The 16,852-nt window shown below is 73.3% G+C and carries 14 protein-coding genes; 11 read left to right on the forward strand and 3 right to left on the reverse strand.

Annotated features, from left to right (window positions below; genetic code table 11):
* The first annotated feature begins 200 nt into the window (after positions 1 to 200).
* The 3 genes from ACZ4D5_RS36630 to ACZ4D5_RS36640 all read left to right on the forward strand — a co-directional run bounded on the left by ACZ4D5_RS36630 (position 201) and on the right by ACZ4D5_RS36640 (position 3,394).
* Positions 201 to 1,049, forward strand: a complete 849-nt coding sequence (locus tag ACZ4D5_RS36630) for a GNAT family N-acetyltransferase (RefSeq protein ID WP_467776792.1) — start codon at positions 201 to 203, stop codon at positions 1,047 to 1,049.
* A gap of 29 nt (positions 1,050 to 1,078) precedes the next feature.
* Positions 1,079 to 1,621 (forward strand): GNAT family N-acetyltransferase, encoded by a 543-nt coding sequence (locus tag ACZ4D5_RS36635; RefSeq protein WP_467776793.1) that lies wholly within the window; start codon positions 1,079 to 1,081, stop codon positions 1,619 to 1,621.
* Between the two features lie 72 nt (positions 1,622 to 1,693).
* On the forward strand, positions 1,694 to 3,394 hold the full coding sequence (locus tag ACZ4D5_RS36640; RefSeq protein WP_467776794.1) for a proline--tRNA ligase: 1,701 nt from the start codon (positions 1,694 to 1,696) through the stop codon (positions 3,392 to 3,394).
* Positions 3,395 to 3,493: 99 nt separating this feature from the next.
* Here ACZ4D5_RS36640 and ACZ4D5_RS36645 read toward each other — a convergent pair whose 3' ends face one another.
* From ACZ4D5_RS36645 to ACZ4D5_RS36655, 3 genes are read right to left on the reverse strand one after another with little or no spacing between them, the layout of a single operon-like run.
* On the reverse strand, positions 3,494 to 4,387 hold the full coding sequence (locus tag ACZ4D5_RS36645) for an aminoglycoside phosphotransferase family protein (RefSeq protein ID WP_467776795.1): 894 nt from the start codon (positions 4,385 to 4,387) through the stop codon (positions 3,494 to 3,496).
* A gap of 33 nt (positions 4,388 to 4,420) precedes the next feature.
* A complete protein-coding gene (locus tag ACZ4D5_RS36650) occupies positions 4,421 to 4,915 on the reverse strand; it encodes a ferritin-like domain-containing protein (RefSeq protein WP_467776796.1) in 495 nt (164 codons plus the stop codon).
* Positions 4,912 to 5,454 (reverse strand): hypothetical protein, encoded by a 543-nt coding sequence (locus ACZ4D5_RS36655; RefSeq protein WP_467776797.1) that lies wholly within the window; start codon positions 5,452 to 5,454, stop codon positions 4,912 to 4,914. The genes ACZ4D5_RS36650 and ACZ4D5_RS36655 overlap by 4 nt, the downstream gene beginning before the upstream one ends.
* 230 nt (positions 5,455 to 5,684) lie before the next feature.
* Between ACZ4D5_RS36655 and rimP the strand changes: the two genes are divergently transcribed.
* From rimP to ACZ4D5_RS36695, 8 genes are all read left to right on the forward strand, one after another.
* Positions 5,685 to 6,182, forward strand: a complete 498-nt coding sequence (gene rimP, locus ACZ4D5_RS36660; protein ID WP_467776798.1) for a ribosome maturation factor RimP — start codon at positions 5,685 to 5,687, stop codon at positions 6,180 to 6,182.
* 2 nt (positions 6,183 to 6,184) lie between these two features.
* A complete protein-coding gene (gene nusA / locus ACZ4D5_RS36665) occupies positions 6,185 to 7,174 on the forward strand; it encodes a transcription termination factor NusA (protein WP_467776799.1) in 990 nt (329 codons plus the stop codon).
* Positions 7,175 to 7,307: 133 nt separating this feature from the next.
* On the forward strand, positions 7,308 to 7,586 hold the full coding sequence (locus ACZ4D5_RS36670) for a YlxR family protein (protein WP_467776800.1): 279 nt from the start codon (positions 7,308 to 7,310) through the stop codon (positions 7,584 to 7,586).
* A 158-nt stretch (positions 7,587 to 7,744) separates the two neighbouring features.
* Positions 7,745 to 10,831 carry a translation initiation factor IF-2 gene (gene infB / locus ACZ4D5_RS36675; protein ID WP_467776801.1) on the forward strand — a complete coding sequence of 1,029 codons (3,087 nt, stop codon included), beginning with the start codon at positions 7,745 to 7,747 and terminating at the stop codon, positions 10,829 to 10,831.
* 161 nt (positions 10,832 to 10,992) lie between these two features.
* Positions 10,993 to 11,286, forward strand: a complete 294-nt coding sequence (locus ACZ4D5_RS36680) for a DUF503 domain-containing protein (RefSeq protein ID WP_055701494.1) — start codon at positions 10,993 to 10,995, stop codon at positions 11,284 to 11,286.
* Between the two features lie 50 nt (positions 11,287 to 11,336).
* Positions 11,337 to 11,801: a 30S ribosome-binding factor RbfA gene (gene rbfA, locus ACZ4D5_RS36685; protein WP_467776802.1), complete on the forward strand. Its 465-nt coding sequence runs from the start codon at positions 11,337 to 11,339 to the stop codon at positions 11,799 to 11,801.
* Positions 11,798 to 12,706, forward strand: coding sequence for a tRNA pseudouridine(55) synthase TruB (gene truB, locus ACZ4D5_RS36690; protein ID WP_467776803.1), 909 nt, complete (start codon positions 11,798 to 11,800; stop codon positions 12,704 to 12,706). Before rbfA ends, truB begins: the two co-directional genes overlap by 4 nt.
* Before the next feature lie 264 nt (positions 12,707 to 12,970).
* Positions 12,971 to 16,729: a trypsin-like peptidase domain-containing protein gene (locus tag ACZ4D5_RS36695; protein ID WP_467776804.1), complete on the forward strand. Its 3,759-nt coding sequence runs from the start codon at positions 12,971 to 12,973 to the stop codon at positions 16,727 to 16,729.
* Positions 16,730 to 16,852: the final 123 nt, after the last annotated feature.

Consider the following 16,852-nt stretch of genomic DNA (forward strand, 5'->3'; position numbering starts at 1 on the left):
CACACCCCAAGTGCCCCGCCGCTCGCAGAGCGCCGGGGCACACGTGTGTCCGAGGCGAGGCCCCCGGGACCGGCACCCCCCCACCGACCCGCACCCCGGGATCCGCCCGGCCCCGCACGGACAAAAGGCGCCCCCCGCACAACCCGCCCCCGCCAGGTACAGTGCGGAGATCAGCAGACCGTATGGTGAGGCCCCCGCACGTGTTGACTCAGACCACTACCCGGGTCCTCGAACCGAGTGACCTCGACGCCGCGCTCGCCGTGCTCGACCGCGAGCCGGTCGCGAACGCCTTCGTGACCGCCCGCGTCCAGGTGGCAGGCCTCGACCCCTGGCGCCTCGGCGGCGAGATGTGGGGCTGGTACGAGGACGGCATGCTGGAGTCCCTCTGCTACGCGGGCGCCAACCTCGTCCCCATCTGCGCCACCCCCCGCGCGGTCCGCGGCTTCGCCGACCGCGCCCGCAGGGCAGGCCGCCGCTGCTCCTCCATCGTCGGCCCCGCGACGTCCACCGCCCAGCTGTGGCGCCTCCTCGAACCCTCCTGGGGACCCGCCCGCGAGGTCCGCGCCCAGCAGCCCCTGATGGTCACCGACCGCCTCCCGGACGACGTCGTCCCCGATCCGTACGTCCGTCGCGTCCGCAAGGACGAGATGGAGACGATCATGCCCGCGTGCGTGGCGATGTTCACCGAGGAGGTCGGCGTATCCCCGCTGGCCGGCGACGGCGGACTGCTCTACCAGGCCCGCGTCGCCGAACTCGTCGGCTCCGGCCGCTCGTTCGCCCGCCTCGACCAGGACGGCAAGGTCGTCTTCAAGGCCGAGATCGGCGCCGCCACCGCCCAGGCCTGCCAGATCCAGGGCGTCTGGGTCGCCCCCGAGTACCGCGGCCGCGGCCTCGCCGCCCCCGGCATGGCGGCCGTCCTGTGCTACGCCCTCGCGGACGTCGCCCCCGTCGTCAGCCTCTACGTCAACGACTTCAACACCGCGGCCAGGGCGGCGTACCGAAGGGTCGGCTTCCAGGAGGTCGGCGCGTTCATGAGCGTGCTGTTCTGAACGCGACTCCCGCGAAGTAGGGTCGCCCCATGACTGACGACGTCGTGATCGGCCCGCTCGACCTCGGCGCGCGGGTGGACGAGGCGCTGCGCGTCCAGGCCCACGCCTTCGGGCTCAGCGACGACGAGGTGGCCGTGCGGCGGCAGATCGTCCTGCGGCACCTCACCTACCGCGGCGCCCGCGCGTTCGGCGCGACCACGCAGGACGACCGCCTCGTCGGCTTCGTCTACGGCATGCCCAACGACCGCGCCCACTGGTGGTCCACCGTCGTCGAGCCCTACCTGCGCGGCCGGGACCTGGACGGCTGGCTGGACGACTCCTTCGTCATCACCGAGCTGCACGTGCACCCCGGCCACCAGAACCGCGGCATCGGCCGCACCCTCATCACCACCATCACGGACGGCGTCCCCGAGCCCCGCTCGATCCTCTCCGCCATCGACGTGGAGAGCCCGGCCCGCGGCCTGTACCGCTCCCTGGGATACGCGGACCTGGCCCGCCGCGTCCTGTTCCCCAGCGCCCCCAAGCCGTACGCCGTGATGGGCGCCCCCCTGCCCCTGAGGCGTCACGCCTGAATCGATTTCCGGCCGGGGTGGGCCCCCGGATAACCTCCTGGGACCAACCTTTCGCAGCAGGAGTCAAGAATCATGGCCAAGGCCCAGGTCCAGCGCATGTCCCGACTGATGGCGAAGACCCTGCGCGACGACCCGGCGGACGCCGAGGTGCTGAGCCACAAACTCCTCGTCCGCGCCGGTTACGTACGCCGTACCGCCGCCGGCGTCTGGTCCTGGCTGCCGCTGGGCAAGAAGGTCCTCGCCAACGTCGAGCGCGTGGTGCGCGAGGAGATGGACGCCATGGGCGCCCAGGAGGTCTCCCTGCCGGCCCTGCTGCCCAAGGAGCCCTACGAGGCGACCGGCCGCTGGACCGAGTACGGCGCCGAGCTGTTCCGCCTCAACGACCGCAAGGGCGGCGACTACCTCCTCGGCCCCACCCACGAGGAGATCTTCACCCTCCTGGTCAAGGACCAGTGCACGTCCTACAAGGACCTGCCGGTGACCCTCTACCAGATCCAGACCAAGTACCGCGACGAGGCCCGCCCCCGCGCCGGCATCCTGCGCGGCCGCGAGTTCCTCATGAAGGACTCGTACTCCTTCGACCTGGAGGACGAGGGCCTCGCCCAGTCCTACGCCCTGCACCGCGCCGCGTACCAGAAGATCTTCCGGCGCCTCGGCCTCGACTACCGCATCTGCGCCGCCACCGCCGGCGCCATGGGCGGCTCGAAGTCGGAGGAGTTCCTGGCCCCGGCCGCGGCCGGCGAGGACACCTTCGCCGACTGCCCGAACTGCGACTACGCGGCGAACACCGAGGCCGTCTCCTTCGCCCTGAAGCCGGCCGACGCCGCCGGCGTGCCCGCCGCCGAGGAGATCCCCACCCCGGACACCCCGACCATCGAGACGCTCGCCGCGCACCTCGGTGTCGAGGCCTCCGCGACCCTCAAGAACCTCCTGGTGAAGGTCGACGGCGAGATCGTCGCCGTCGGCGTCCCCGGCGACCGCGAGGTCGACATGGACAAGGTCGAGGCCCACTTCGCCCCGGCCGCCGTCGAGCTGGTCACGGCCGAGGACTTCGAGGGCCGCGACGACCTCGTACGCGGCTACGTCGGCCCGCAGGGCCTGGAGAAGGTCCAGTACGTCGCCGACCCGCGCGTCGCCCCCGGCACCGCGTGGATCACCGGCGCCAACAAGGACGGCGTGCACGCCAGGAACGTCGTCGCGGGCCGCGACTTCGAGGTCGACGCGTACGTCGACGTCGTGGTCGTCCAGGAGGGCGACCCCTGCCCGAACTGCGGCACCGGCCTCAAGCTGGACCGCGCCATCGAGATCGGCCACATCTTCCAGCTGGGCCGCAAGTACGCCGACGCCTTCCAGCTCGACGTCCTCGGCCAGAACGGCAAGCCGGTCCGCGTGACCATGGGTTCGTACGGCATCGGCGTCTCCCGCGCCGTCGCCGCCCTCGCCGAGCAGCACGCCGACGACAAGGGCCTGGTCTGGCCCGAGGAGATCGCCCCGGCCGACGTCCACGTCGTCGCGGCGGGCAAGGCCCTGCAGACCGAGCTGGCTCTTGAGGTCTCGGACAAGCTGGCAGCGGCCGGTGTCCGCGTCCTGGTCGACGACCGCCCCGGCGTCTCCCCGGGCGTGAAGTTCACCGACTCCGAGCTGATCGGTGTGCCGAAGATCCTGGTCGCGGGCCGCCGCTCGGCCGACGGCGTCGTCGAGCTGAAGGACCGCCGCACCGGCGAGCGCGAGGAGCTGACGGTCGACGAGGCGATCGCCCGCCTGACGGCTTAGGCAAACGCCGGAGGGGCTGACTTCGTCAGCCCCTCCGGCGTTTGAGGAGCGGGGTCCGGGGCGGAGCCACGGGAGACGGCGCCGTAGACGCACGACCTCCTACAGCCACCCCGCGAACTCCAACAACAGCTCCGCATCCTGCACACGCCCCACCCGCCGTGCCCGGACACCGGACTCGACCGCGCGGAACAGGGTCCAGCCCCGCAACCGCTCCTGCTCCACCTCGAGGGACTCGGCAAGCTTCTTCACGCGCCGCCGCGTGATCGAGGCCCCCGAGGGCGAGGCGATCAGGTCCTCCACCCGGTCACGGACCAGCCGTGCCAGGTCGAAGGCGGGCTCACCGACCACCGGGTCCGGCCCCACGGCCAGCCACGGCAGCCGGTCCCCGGCGAGGACCTTGCTCTGCCGGAAGGTGCCGTGCAGGAGCCGGGGCTCCACCTCGGCGGCGAGCAGCTCGTCACGCGCGGCGAGCGCCGCGTCCACCAGCGGCGCGACCTCGGCGTCGGAGGAGGCCCGCATCGCCTCGGCCTGCCGCCCCGTCCGCTCGGCGACCGTCTCGAAGCGGTGCCCGGCGGGCGGCTCCACCCACAGCCGCCGCAGCGTCCCCGCGGCTTCGAGCAGCGCCTTGGCCTCGGGCAGCGAGCGCACGGACACGTCGCGGTGCAGCCGTTCGAGGAGCAGCGCTCCGTCCGGCGCCTCGGGGTCGAGCAGCCGCGCGGCGCCGAGCCCGCCCCAGTGGGCGAGGGCGGCACGCTCGCTCAGCGGCCGCGAGCGGGGCGGCACGAGCTTCAGCACGGCGGGCGTCCCGTCGGGCTGCCGCACCAGCAGGACGAGGCCGCTGCGCCCGCCGGGGACATGCATCCGCTCGACGGTCAACTCGCGTAGAGCGACGGCCTGTTCGACTGCCTCGGGCAGCTTCTCCAGCCAGTCGTCGCCGTCCTGCGCCGTCTCGCCGAGTGCCGTGACGAGGCGCTGGGGCGGTTCGAAAGCCATGCGCGAGTCGTTCCTTCCTGAACGTCCTGACGGTTACGCCTTGGGCGTCGCCGGCGCCGACGAGCCGGACGCGGCGGACCGCTCGGCGAGCCCAGGGAAGGCTACGCTCCCGCCCCGCCACCGCGCCGCCCGGACCGCCGCCTCGCGCAGGGCGGCGGCCGCGCTGCCCCGCCGGGTGCCCGACGAGGCGCGTACGAGATCGGAGTAGACGCCCGCGACCCGGTCCTCCAGCTCCGTGGCGAGCCGCTCGGCCGCCGCGGAGTCCGGCACGGGGAAGGGCAGGGCGTAGGCCGCGTCGGCGGGCTGCGGTTCGCCGCCCAGGTCGCGGACCGCGCGCTGCAGTTCGTCGCGCCGGGCGCGGTGCGCGTCGTACGCCGTGCGGGCCTCGGCCCTGCGCTTGTCGCCGATCCGGCCGCCGACGACGCCGTAGCCGTACACGGCAGCGTGCTCGGCGCCCAGGGCGGCCTGCACGGCCTTCAGTTCCTCGTCCTTGGAGCCGTTCTTGGAACCGTCCGTCGAGCCGCTCACTTGTCGCCCTCCGTCAGCAGATACGCGTGGGCCGCCCCCGCGGCGGCCACCGAGGCGAGCAGCCTGGCCTGCTCGGCCGGGGCGTCGAGCAGGGCCTCGCCCCTGCGGTCGGACAGCGCGCGCTCGGCCTCCGCGAGGTCGCGCAGGGCGTCCTTCTCCTTCGCGGGCACCGCCGGGGACGGCGCGGCCGAGGGGGCCGCCGAGGACGAGGACGACGCGGTGGGGGACGGCGAGGGACTGCCGTCCCTGAACGCCTCGGCGTGCCGCGCCACCTCCTCCCGCAGCGGCCGGAGCCGGTCGGCGAGGGAGGGGTGCGCCGCGAGCACGGCGTCGTAGCGCCCGAGGAGCTCCCTGCTGTCCTTGGCGGCCTTCGCCCGCAGGCGCCGGGTGGCGGACGGGCGTTCGTCGGAGTCGGCGGAGTCCGTGCAGCCCGCGAGCAGCGCGGCCGACGCGACGCCGGCGGCCCCGGCGAACAGGCTCCTTCGGCGCGGTCCCGGACGGGACCGCGAGGCGGTGAGATACGGCGGCACGGCAGACATCCTCGTAAGGAAGGCCAAAAGGCGTGAACGAGAAAGGAACAGGAAGGAAGATCGGTGGGCGCGGGCCCGGTGATCACCGTACCTTCGGACCGTCCCGCTCCCCGCGAGCGGCTCGGACCGGAGCCCCGTACCGCCCCGCCCGTGGGCGGCAACACCCCTCCGGACCGGATACCCTTTGACCTGACACGCGACGATCCCACAACAGCACACGCGGCCGAGGAGTCACCCGGATGAGCACCACCCAGAGCGAGAGGCTGCGGCAACTACTGGAACCGCTCGTCACCTCCCAGGACCTGGATCTCGAAGAGATCGAAGTGGCCTCGGTCGGACGCAAGCGAGTGCTGCGAGTCGTCATCGACTCCGAGAACGGCGTGGACCTGGACCAGATCGCGGACGTGAGCCGTGTGCTCTCCGCGAAGCTCGACGACACCGACGTCATGGGCGAGGGGGAGTACGACCTGGAGGTCGGCTCACCCGGCGCCGAGCGCGCCCTGAGCGAGCACCGCCACTACGTGCGCGCCGTCGACCGTCTCGTCAAGTTCCAGCTGACCGAGGGCGGCGAACTGACCGCCCGCATCCTCACCGTGGACGACGAAGGGCTCGACCTCGAGGTGCCCGGCGTGAAGGGCCGCAAGCCCACCGCGCGCCGCATCGCCTTCGACGAGATCGCCAAGGCGCGCGTCCAGGTCGAGTTCAACCGCAAGGACAAGAAGGAAGAGGAGGCGTAGCCGTGGACATCGACATGAGTGCCCTGCGGGGTTTGGTCCGGGAGAAGGAGATCTCCCTCGACCTCCTCGTCGAGGCGATCGAGTCGGCCCTCCTCATCGCCTATCACCGCACCGACGGCAGCTTCCGCCGCGCACGCGTGAAGCTGGACCGCGAGAGCGGCCACGTGACGGTGTGGGCGACGGAGGACCCGGCCGACCTCGAAGAGGGCCAGGAGCCCAAGGAGTTCGACGACACCCCGTCCGACTTCGGCCGCATCGCCGCGACGACGGCGAAGCAGGTCATCCTGCAGCGCCTGCGCGACGCCGAGGACGACGCCACCCTCGGCGAGTACGCCGGGCGCGAGGGCGACATCGTCACCGGCGTGGTCCAGCAGGGCCGCGACCCGAAGAACGTGCTGGTCGACATCGGCAAGCTGGAAGCGATCCTGCCCGTGCAGGAGCAGGTGCCGGGCGAGGAGTACCCCCACGGGCTGCGCCTTCGCAGCTACGTCGTCCGGGTGGCCAAGGGTGTTCGCGGCCCGTCCGTGACGCTGTCGCGCACGCACCCGAACCTGGTGAAGAAGCTCTTCGCGCTGGAGGTCCCGGAGATCGCCGACGGTTCCGTCGAGATCTCGGCCATCGCCCGCGAGGCCGGCCACCGCACCAAGATCGCGGTCCGCTCGACCCGCTCGGGCCTGAACGCCAAGGGCGCCTGCATCGGCCCGATGGGCAGCCGCGTGCGCAACGTCATGGCCGAGCTCAACGGCGAGAAGATCGACATCGTCGACTGGTCGGACGACCCGGCGGACATGGTCGCCCACGCGCTCTCCCCGGCCCGCGTCAGCAAGGTCGAGATCGTCGACCTCGCCGCCCGCTCGGCCCGGGTGACCGTCCCGGACTACCAGCTCTCGCTCGCGATCGGCAAGGAGGGGCAGAACGCCCGCCTGGCCGCGCGGCTCACGGGCTGGCGCATCGACATCAGGCCCGACACCGAGCAGCCCGCCGACCAGTAGCACGGCGGTCGCGCCGTGGCCGCCGGGAATAAATTCCGGGCGGCCATGGCTTGGATCACGACAGTATGTGGCGAGTAGCCGTTCGATTCTTGCCCCAAAGGGGTGAGGTCGGTGCGGGGAGGTAGACTTAAACGTGTCTGGCCGGACGCATGCCCGCGCATGCCCTGAGCGCACCTGTGTGGGGTGCCGGGAGCGAGCGGCCAAGAGCGATCTGCTGCGCATCGTGGCGAAAGAGGGCGCCTGCGCCCCCGATCCAAGCGGTACGCTGCCCGGCCGGGGTGCGTATGTACACCCCGCCCTGGTCTGTCTAGACCTGGCGGTCCGCCGCCGTGCGTTCCCACGGGCCTTTCGAGCCCAGGGATCGCTCGACACGGAGGCGTTGCGCCGGGCTGTCGAGACAGTTGCCCAGTAGGCAACAGCGAAAGACGTGGTTGCACGGAACCCCGTGCGGCCCTGGTACCCCGCGAGTTGGAAGTAGGTCGAGATTGCGATGAGCACTCGATGAGCACGCGATGAGTACGCCCATGAAGTAGCGACGGTCCGGCGTAACCCGGACCTAAAAGGAGCGAAGTGGCTAAGGTCCGGGTATACGAGCTCGCCAAGGAGTTCGGCGTAGAGAGCAAGGTCGTCATGGCCAAGCTCCAAGAACTCGGTGAATTCGTACGTTCGGCGTCCTCGACGATCGAGGCGCCGGTAGTACGCAAACTGACTGACGCATTGAACCAGGGCGGTGGCAACGGCAAGTCCGCCGCCAAGCCCGGCGCGCCGCGCAAGCAGGCCGCCCCCAAGCCGGCGACCCCGTCGGCACCCTCTCCCGCGCAGGCCGCGCGTCCGGGCCCGGCTGCCCCGAAGCCGCCGGCGCCCAAGCCCGCCGCGGCCGAGAAGCCCGCGGCCCCGGCGACCCCCGGTCCGCGCCCGACGCCCGGCCCCAAGCCGCCCGCGCCCAAGCCGGCCCCGGCGTCCCCGGCGCCGTCCGCCCCGGAGTTCACCGCTCCGCCGGCCGCGCCCGCCGCTCCCGCGGCGCCGCAGGCCCCCCGTCCGGGCGCCCGCCCGGGTGCCCCGAAGCCCGGTGGCCGTCCGGCCCCCGGCCAGGGTCAGGGCGGTCAGGGCCAGGGCGGTCGTGGTGACCGTCAGGGCGGTGCCCCGCGCCCCGGTGGCCAGGGTGCCCCCCGTCCCGGCGGTGCCCGTCCCGCGGGTCCGCGTCCGGGCAACAACCCCTTCACCTCTGGTGGCTCCACCGGCATGGCGCGCCCGCAGGCGCCCCGTCCGGGCGGTGCCCCGCGTCCCGGCGGCCAGGGCGGCCCCGGTGGCGCCCCGCGCCCGCAGGGCGGTCAGGGCGGCCCCGGTGGCGCTCCCCGTCCGCAGGGTCAGGGCGGCGCCCGTCCGACCCCGGGCGGCATGCCTCGTCCGCAGGCCCCGCGTCCCGGCGGCGGCCCCGGCGGCAACCGTCCGAACCCGGGCATGATGCCGCAGCGTCCCGCTGCGGGCCCGCGTCCCGGTGGTGGCCCCGGCGGTGGCCGCGGTCCCGGCGGCGGCGGTCGTCCGGGCGGCGGCGGTCGTCCCGGTGGCGGCGGCTTCGCGGGTCGTCCCGGTGGCGGTGGCGGCGGCTTCGCCGGCCGTCCCGGCGGTCCCGGTGGCGGCGGCGGTGCCGGTCGTCCCGGTGGCGGCGGCGGCTTCGGCGGTCGTCCCGGCTTCGGTGGCCGTCCCGGTGGTCCGGGTGGCCGCGGTGGCACGCAGGGCGCCTTCGGCCGTCCGGGCGGGCCCGCGCGTCGCGGTCGCAAGTCGAAGCGGCAGAGGCGCCAGGAGTACGAGGCCATGCAGGCCCCGTCGGTCGGCGGCGTGATGCTGCCTCGCGGCAACGGCGAGACCGTTCGCCTGTCGCGCGGTGCTTCCCTCACCGACTTCGCGGAGAAGATCAACGCCAACCCGGCGTCGCTCGTCGCGGTCATGATGAACCTCGGCGAGATGGTCACGGCCACGCAGTCCGTCTCCGACGAGACGCTGCAGCTCCTCGGCGACGAGATGAACTACCAGGTTCAGATCGTCAGCCCCGAGGAGGAGGACCGTGAGCTGCTCGAGTCCTTCGACATCGAGTTCGGCGAGGACGAGGGCGGCGAAGAGGCCCTCATCGCCCGTCCGCCGGTAGTGACCGTCATGGGTCACGTCGACCACGGAAAGACCCGACTCCTCGACGCCATTCGCAAGACGAACGTCGTCGCGGGCGAGGCCGGTGGCATCACCCAGCACATCGGTGCCTACCAGGTCGCGACCGAGGTGAACGGCGAAGAGCGCGCCATCACCTTCATCGACACCCCCGGTCACGAGGCGTTCACCGCCATGCGTGCCCGTGGTGCGAAGTCCACCGACATCGCGATCCTCGTGGTCGCGGCCAACGACGGTGTGATGCCGCAGACGATCGAGGCGCTGAACCACGCCAAGGCGGCCGACGTGCCGATCGTGGTCGCGGTCAACAAGATCGACGTCGAGGGTGCCGACCCGACCAAGGTGCGCGGTCAGCTCACCGAGTTCGGTCTGGTGGCCGAGGAGTACGGCGGCGACACGATGTTCGTCGACATCTCCGCCCGCCAGGGCCAGAACATCGAGCAGCTGCTCGAGGCCGTGGTCCTGACCGCGGACGCCTCGCTCGACCTGCGGGCCAACCCGGAGCAGGACGCGCAGGGTATTGCCATCGAGGCCCACCTCGACAAGGGCCGCGGCGCCGTCGCGACCGTCCTCGTCCAGCGCGGTACCCTCCGCGTCGGCGACACGATGGTCGCCGGTGACGCCTACGGCCGCGTCCGCGCGATGCTCGACGACAAGGGCGAGAACGTGGAAGAGGCGGGTCCCTCGACCCCGGTCCTCGTCCTCGGTCTCACCAACGTCCCGGGCGCCGGCGACAACTTCCTGGTCGTCGACGAGGACCGTACGGCCCGTCAGATCGCCGAGAAGCGTGCCGCCCGTGAGCGCAACGCCGCGTTCGCCAAGCGCGTGCGCCGTGTCTCGCTCGAGGACCTGGACAAGGTGCTCAAGGCCGGCGAGATCCAGCAGCTCAACCTCATCATCAAGGGTGACGCTTCCGGTTCCGTCGAGGCTCTTGAGTCCTCCCTGCTCCAGCTGGACGTCGGCGAAGAGGTCGACATCCGCGTCCTGCACCGCGGTGTGGGTGCGGTCACCGAGTCGGACATCGACCTGGCGATGGGCTCCGACGCCATCGTCATCGGCTTCAACGTCCGTGCGGCCGGTCGTGCCGCGCAGATGGCGGAGCGCGAGGGCGTCGACGTCCGCTACTACTCGGTGATCTACCAGGCCATCGAGGAGATCGAGGCGGCCCTCAAGGGCATGCTCAAGCCGGAGTACGAGGAGGTCGAGCTCGGCACCGCGGAGATCCGCGAGGTCTTCCGCTCGTCCAAGCTCGGCAACATCGCGGGTGTGCTCATCCGCTCCGGCGAGGTCAAGCGCAACACCAAGGCCCGCCTGCTGCGCGACGGCAAGGTCATCGCGGAGAACCTCAACATCGAGGGCCTGCGCCGCTTCAAGGACGACGTCACCGAGATCCGCGAAGGCTTCGAGGGCGGTATCAACCTCGGCAACTTCAACGACATCAAGGTCGACGACGTCATCGCGACGTACGAGATGCGCGAGAAGCCGCGCGGCTGATCGACTGCTTCACGGCAGTCTGAACTGCGCGGTCAGTGTCGGGGCCGGTCGGCGGGGAAAATCCCGTCGATCGGCCCCGGCCGTTCCGTGTACGGTTCTTGTGTCCCTGCCAAGCGGTTGGCGGGGCCTCGACCCCGTACCGGCGGGACATCCGGACACACATGTATGTGGGGACTCTGTCCTTCGATCTGCTCCTCGGCGACGTACATTCGCTGAAGGAGAAACGCTCCGTCGTCCGTCCGATCGTCGCCGAACTCCAGCGAAAATACGCGGTGAGCGCGGCGGAAGTGGGCGGTCAGAACCTGCACCGGAGGGCCGAGATCGGCCTCGCGGCGGTGTCCGGTGACGCGGGCCATCTCACGGACGTACTGGACCGGTGCGAGCGCCTCGTCGCCGCCCGGCCCGAAGTGGAGCTGCTGTCGGTCCGGCGGCGGCTGCACGGCGACGACGATTGAACAAGGCAAGACAAGCCCAGGGAATGCCCGGGGATAAGGGAGACGGAGCAGTGGCCGACAACGCGCGGGCGAAAAGGCTGGCGGACCTCATCCGAGAGGTGGTTGCTCAGAAGCTGCAGCGCGGGATCAAGGACCCGCGCCTCGGGACGCACGTGACGATCACGGACACCCGGGTGACCGGTGACCTGCGGGAGGCCACGGTCTTCTACACGGTCTACGGCGACGACGAGGACCGCGCGGCCGCGGCCGCGGGCCTGGAGAGCGCCAAGGGCGTCCTCCGTTCGGCGGTCGGCCAGGCCGCGGGCGTGAAGTTCACCCCGACGCTGGCCTTCGTCGCCGACGCCCTGCCGGACAACGCGCGGGCCATCGAGGACCTGCTCGACAAGGCACGGCTCTCGGACGCCAAGGTGCGGGAGGTCTCCGCCGGCGCCGAGTTCGCGGGCGACGCGGACCCGTACAAGAAGCCCGAGGACGACGAAGACTCGAACGAGACGGACGGCGACGCCCGCGCATGAGCAAGAGCAGCACCACAACGCCGGACGGCCTTGTCATCGTCGACAAGCCGTCCGGCTTCACTTCGCACGACGTGGTGGCCAAGATGCGCGGGATCGCCAAGACCCGCCGCGTCGGTCACGCGGGCACCCTCGACCCCATGGCGACGGGTGTCCTCGTGCTCGGCGTGGAGCGCGCCACCAAGCTTCTCGGCCACCTGGCGCTGACCGAGAAGGAGTACCTCGGCACGATCCGTCTCGGGCAGAACACGCTCACGGACGACGCCGAGGGCGAGATCACCTCGTCCGCCGACGCCTCGAAGATCACCCGTGCGGCGATCGACGCGGGCATCGCCAAGCTCTCCGGCGACATCATGCAGGTGCCGTCGAAGGTCAGCGCGATCAAGATCGACGGCAAGCGTTCGTACGCGCGCGCCCGCAAGGGCGAGGACTTCGAGATCCCGGCCCGGCCCGTGACGATCTCCGCCTTCACCGTGTACGACGTCCGCGACGCCGTGGCCGAGGACGGCACGCCCGTCCTCGACCTGGTCGTCTCGGTCGTCTGCTCCTCGGGCACGTACATCAGGGCGCTCGCCCGCGACCTCGGCGCGGACCTGGGCGTCGGCGGTCATCTGACCGCGCTGCGCCGCACCCGCGTCGGCCCCTACAAGCTGGACTCGGCCAGGACGCTCGACCAGCTCCAGGAGGAGCTGACCGTGATGCCCGTGGCCGAGGCGGCGGGCCGGGCCTTCCCGCGCTGGGACGTGGACGAGAAGCGCGGCAAGCTGCTCCTCAACGGCGTACGGATCGACATGCCCGAGGAGTACGCGGGCCGGGGCGCCGTCGCCGTCTTCGACCCGGAGGGCCGCTTCCTGGTCCTCGCGGAGGAGTCGAGGGGCAAGGCCAAGAGCCTGGCCGTCTTCGCGTGACGCCCGTCGTGGAGCGGCGGACCCAGGTCCGCCGCTCCACGATCCCCCCACTCAAAGGTGTATCCATCCCCCCGCGCCGATTCACCCCTTCGAGCAGGCGCTCGGAGTGAACCGAGGGAGCGGAAGGGGGCGCGTTCGCACCGCGTTCTGTCCCGCTGATCACCGCAGACCTACGGTCGAAGGGACGGGTTGGAAAAGAGGGCGAGGGCGAAGCCCTTCCGTTGAGGGTGGTGGTGGGAGACGGGCGGGCGGGGAGGTTCGAGCATGTCGGGACGGGGCCCGCGGGCCAGGGGCACCGGGGACACGGGGGAGCGGAGCGGCCCCACGGTGCTCGACCGGGCCCTGGTGCGGATATGCGACCTGGCGGGGCGCCCGAGGGGCACGGGATTCGCCGCCGACGAGCTCGGCACGGTCGTCACCAGCCACGAAGCGGTCGACGGCCTGGCCCGCATCGTCCTGCACGCCCCCGGCGAGCGCACCTGCGTGGTGCCCGCCGAGGCCGTGGTGGCACTGCCCGGCACCGATCTCGCCCTCGTCCGCACCGAAGGGCTCGGCCTGCGCCCCCTGCCCATCACGGAACGGGACTCGGTGGCGACCGGCGCCTATGTGCGCATCGCCGCGCGCGGCTGGCGCGAGGCCCGCGTCCTCGGCGCGTCCCCGGTGACGTACACGGCGACGGACCGCTTCCATCTGGTGGGCGCCGCCCTGGAGCTGGCGATCGGCACGGACGGCGCCGACGCGCTGCGGCTCGGCGGCGGGGCGGCGGGCGGTCCCGTCGTGGACGCCTCGTCCGGCGCCGTCATCGCCGTCCTCGGCACCGCGCTGCTGCCCCAGAGCCTCGGCCCCGCCCCTGAGGAGCAGGAGGCCCCCTTCGCGTACCGCCCCGCCGGTTACGCGGTGCCGCTGCGGGATGCGGCGGCCGCCGATCCGGACGGGCCGCTCGCGGAGCTCCTCGCGCGCAATGGGGCGACCGTTCCCGCGTACGGCGCGGACCTCAACCTCGCGGGTGCCCTGCACCTCACGGCCACCTCGACCGGCTCCGACGGGCCGTGCGCCGAGTCGCGCGAGCCGGTCGAGCCGGTCGAACGGCCCGATGCGGCAAGGGAGTTCGACGCCTTCACCGCGGGGCCCGCGCGGGTGCTCGCCCTGGTCGGAGACCCCGGCACGGGACGGACGACGGAGCTGGCGGCGCTCGCCGCGCGGCGGGCCAGGGGTGCCGCGCCCGCCCCGACGCTGTGGCTGCGCGGCGCCGACCTGTGGGCCACGGACGCCTCCGTGGCCGACGCGGTGGAGCGGGCGTTGGACCGGGCGGGGCGGATCCTTGCGGCGTCGGCGTCGGCGTCGGCGTCGGCGTCGGCTTCGGCATCGGCGTCAGGGGAAGCGGAGTCGGGTTCCTTGCCATCCGAAGCGGCGCTGGAGGGGCGGGACCTCGGGGACATCTCGGCGGGCCGGGTGGCGCGGGTCGTGCGGAGGGCGGGGCGGCCGTTGCTGTTGCTGCTCGACGGGCCCGAGGAGATGCCTCCCGTGCTCGCGCACCGCCTCGCGGAGTGGAGCCGCGGCACCGACCAGTGGCTGCGGGGCACCGGGACGCGGCTCGTCGTGGCCTGCCGCTCCGAGTACTGGGAGCAGGCCGGGGCGTACTTCGACGCGGCCTCGCTGCACGGCACGGACGCCGCGGCGGGGCTCCCCGGCTGCGTACGCCTCGGAGATCTGCCGGAGCCGCAGGCGCGCAGGGCCCGTGGGCGGTACGAGATTCCGGACGCCGCGCTCGCCGATGCCGACGCCCGTCATCCGCTGGCGATGCGGCTGCTCTGCGAGGTGCGCGCCGCACGGCCGGACGCGCCGCCGCCGGGCACACCGGGCCGCGAGGAGGTCTTCGCCGCCTATCTGGACCTGCTCTGCCTGCGCGTCGCGGTGCGGCTCGCCGCGGCGAACGGGCTGCGCGGGAATGCCGTACGGCGCCTGGCGGCGAAGGTGTCCGGGCAGGTCCACGAGGCCGCGCGGCGGTGTCTCGGGCCAGGACAGGGCGAGCTGGACCGGGCCTCCTTCGAAGCGGTGTTCCCATGGGGCGCGCTGTCGGCGCAGCGCGGAGGCAGGGAGTTCCACCGCTGCACGGGGTGGGCGTCGGCCGTGCTCACCGAAGGGCTGCTCGTCCCGGCCGGGGCGGGCTACCGCTTCGCGCACGAGGAGCTGGCCGACTGGATCCAGGGCATGCACCTGGACGTGGACGGCGCGCTGGCCACGCTGGTCCACCGGTACCGCGACGCGTCCCGGGCCCCCGCGGTCCCCGAACAGCGCCGACGCCGCCCCGCCGCGGAGACCGGCCGGCCCCTGCCGGTGCCCCGCCACCGCATCGGCCCGGTGATCCAGGCCCTGCTGTTGCTGGGGCGCCAGCGCGGCGCGGCCGAACTGGCCGCACGCCTCGGGGAGTTGATGGACGCCCTGACGGATCTCGCGGCGGCGGGAAGGCCGGGGGCGCCCGGCGGTGGCTGCGGCGGTGCCGCGGAAGCGGACGCCGGTGTCCGCAGTCGTGCGGCGGGCGAGCGGGGCCCGGAGGCGGCGGCCGTGGGCGGCGGAGGGCGGGGCCCGGAGCCCGGTGTGCCGGATGCCGTGTGGTGGGCCTCGCGGCTGCTGGGCGAGGTGCTCCTGCGCGTGCCCGACGCGACCCCGTACCTCGCGGTGCTCGAACCGCTCGCCGAGCGAGGGGAGTTCGGGACCGCGTTCTGGCTGCGGCTGCCGCTGGGGGAGGCCGAGCGGTTCGCGCTGCTGCGGCGCCTCGTCGCGCACGACGGACCGCCGGGGACGGGAGACCGCTGCCTCGACGCGGTGGCCGAGCTGCTCGCCGCCGACCCCGCGGCCGTGCAGCCGCACCTGGCCCGCTGGTTCACCGACGAGCGGCCGCTGGACTCCGCCCCCGACGCCACCGTCGCCTCCGCCGCGCAGGCGCTCCTGCACACCCACCGGCACCGCGCCATCGACGACCTCACCGAGGCCCTGGTCGACTGCGCCCACGCCCGCGCCGACGAACTGCTCGCCGCGCTCGCCGAGGACGAGCCCTCCGCCATCTGCCGCGCCGTCGACCGCTGGGCCCACGACGAGCGCCCGGGGCGCCGCGTGGCAGCCGCCGCGTACGGCGTGCGGGCCGCCCCGCACGCCACCACCGAGGCCGACCGCGAGCTCCTGCGGTACGCCGCCTTCGCGCTGCTCGCCCGCCCCGCCGACGACACCCTGCACGGCGCCGCCCTCGCCCTGCTCGTCCGCGACCCGCAGACCCGCTCCCGCCACCTGCACCACGCCCTGCGCCGCTTCGCCGCGGGCGACCCGCAGCTGCCCGCGAGCGCGCTCGCCGCCGCCCTGACCACCCACCCCGAGCCGGTGCTCGCCGCCTTCCGGGCCAGGCTGCACGACCCGGGGGCGGGCGCCTGCGACATCCTGTGCGGCCTCGCCGACGTGACCACGCCCGCCCTCGCGCGCCGCGTGGCCACTCTTGTGCACGACCTCCTGGAGGCCCGCCCCGAAGCGGCAGGCCCCGCCGCCGCGTACGTCGACCGGCGGCTCGAACACGGCCCCGGTGTGCGCGCCGTCCTCTACCCCCTGGTGGCCGGGCTGCTGCACAGCCGTCCCGCGCGGGTGCGGGCCGCCCTCGCGCCCGTGCTCGCGGCCCCCGGTACCGCCGCGTCGCGCGCGCTGCGGGGCGAGCTGCTCGACGTACTGCTCAGCCAGGAGCGCGACGCGGCCGTCCTGGAGAGCGTCCTGCGGTCCGTGGCGGACGCCGCGCGGGAGTGCGGCGAGGCCTGCACCCGAGAGCGCGTGCACCGCGTCGGGCTGCTGCTCGTGCGCACTCCGGAGGGCGCGTCCCGCTTCGACCGGTGCCTGGTCGAACTGGCCCGCGCCCGGCCGGGCTTCGCCGCGCTCGTCGCCGGCTGGCTGGACGGCGCCCCGCAGGAGTGGGCCGCGCTGGTCGGCCCCAGCGCCCGCCGCACGATCGAGGCCCTCGCGGGCGGCATGCGGGTCCCCGCCTAGCCGGGAGTGCCTGGAGTGACCCCCGCCACCCCCTCCGATGCGAGCGGGGACCCGTCGGCATGGCAGTCTTAGTCCTGCGATATCGGCAAGGGGAACGTACAGACGTACGTGACGTATACGGGT

This window comes from Streptomyces sp. NPDC025651 (genome assembly GCF_055558735.1).

Bases quoted from the DNA above. Each gene is read 5' to 3' on its own strand.
- ACZ4D5_RS36635 (WP_467776793.1), top strand. From the start codon at position 1,079: ATGACTGACGACGTCGTGATCGGCCCGCTCGACCTCGGCGCGCGGGTG.
- ACZ4D5_RS36640 (WP_467776794.1), top strand. From the start codon at position 1,694: ATGGCCAAGGCCCAGGTCCAGCGCATGTCCCGACTGATGGCGAAGACC.
- ACZ4D5_RS36645 (WP_467776795.1), bottom strand. From the start codon at position 4,387: ATGGCTTTCGAACCGCCCCAGCGCCTCGTCACGGCACTCGGCGAGACG.
- ACZ4D5_RS36655 (WP_467776797.1), bottom strand. From the start codon at position 5,454: ATGTCTGCCGTGCCGCCGTATCTCACCGCCTCGCGGTCCCGTCCGGGA.
- rimP (WP_467776798.1), top strand. From the start codon at position 5,685: ATGAGCACCACCCAGAGCGAGAGGCTGCGGCAACTACTGGAACCGCTC.
- ACZ4D5_RS36680 (WP_055701494.1), top strand. From the start codon at position 10,993: ATGTATGTGGGGACTCTGTCCTTCGATCTGCTCCTCGGCGACGTACAT.
- truB (WP_467776803.1), top strand. From the start codon at position 11,798: ATGAGCAAGAGCAGCACCACAACGCCGGACGGCCTTGTCATCGTCGAC.
- ACZ4D5_RS36695 (WP_467776804.1), top strand. From the start codon at position 12,971: ATGTCGGGACGGGGCCCGCGGGCCAGGGGCACCGGGGACACGGGGGAG.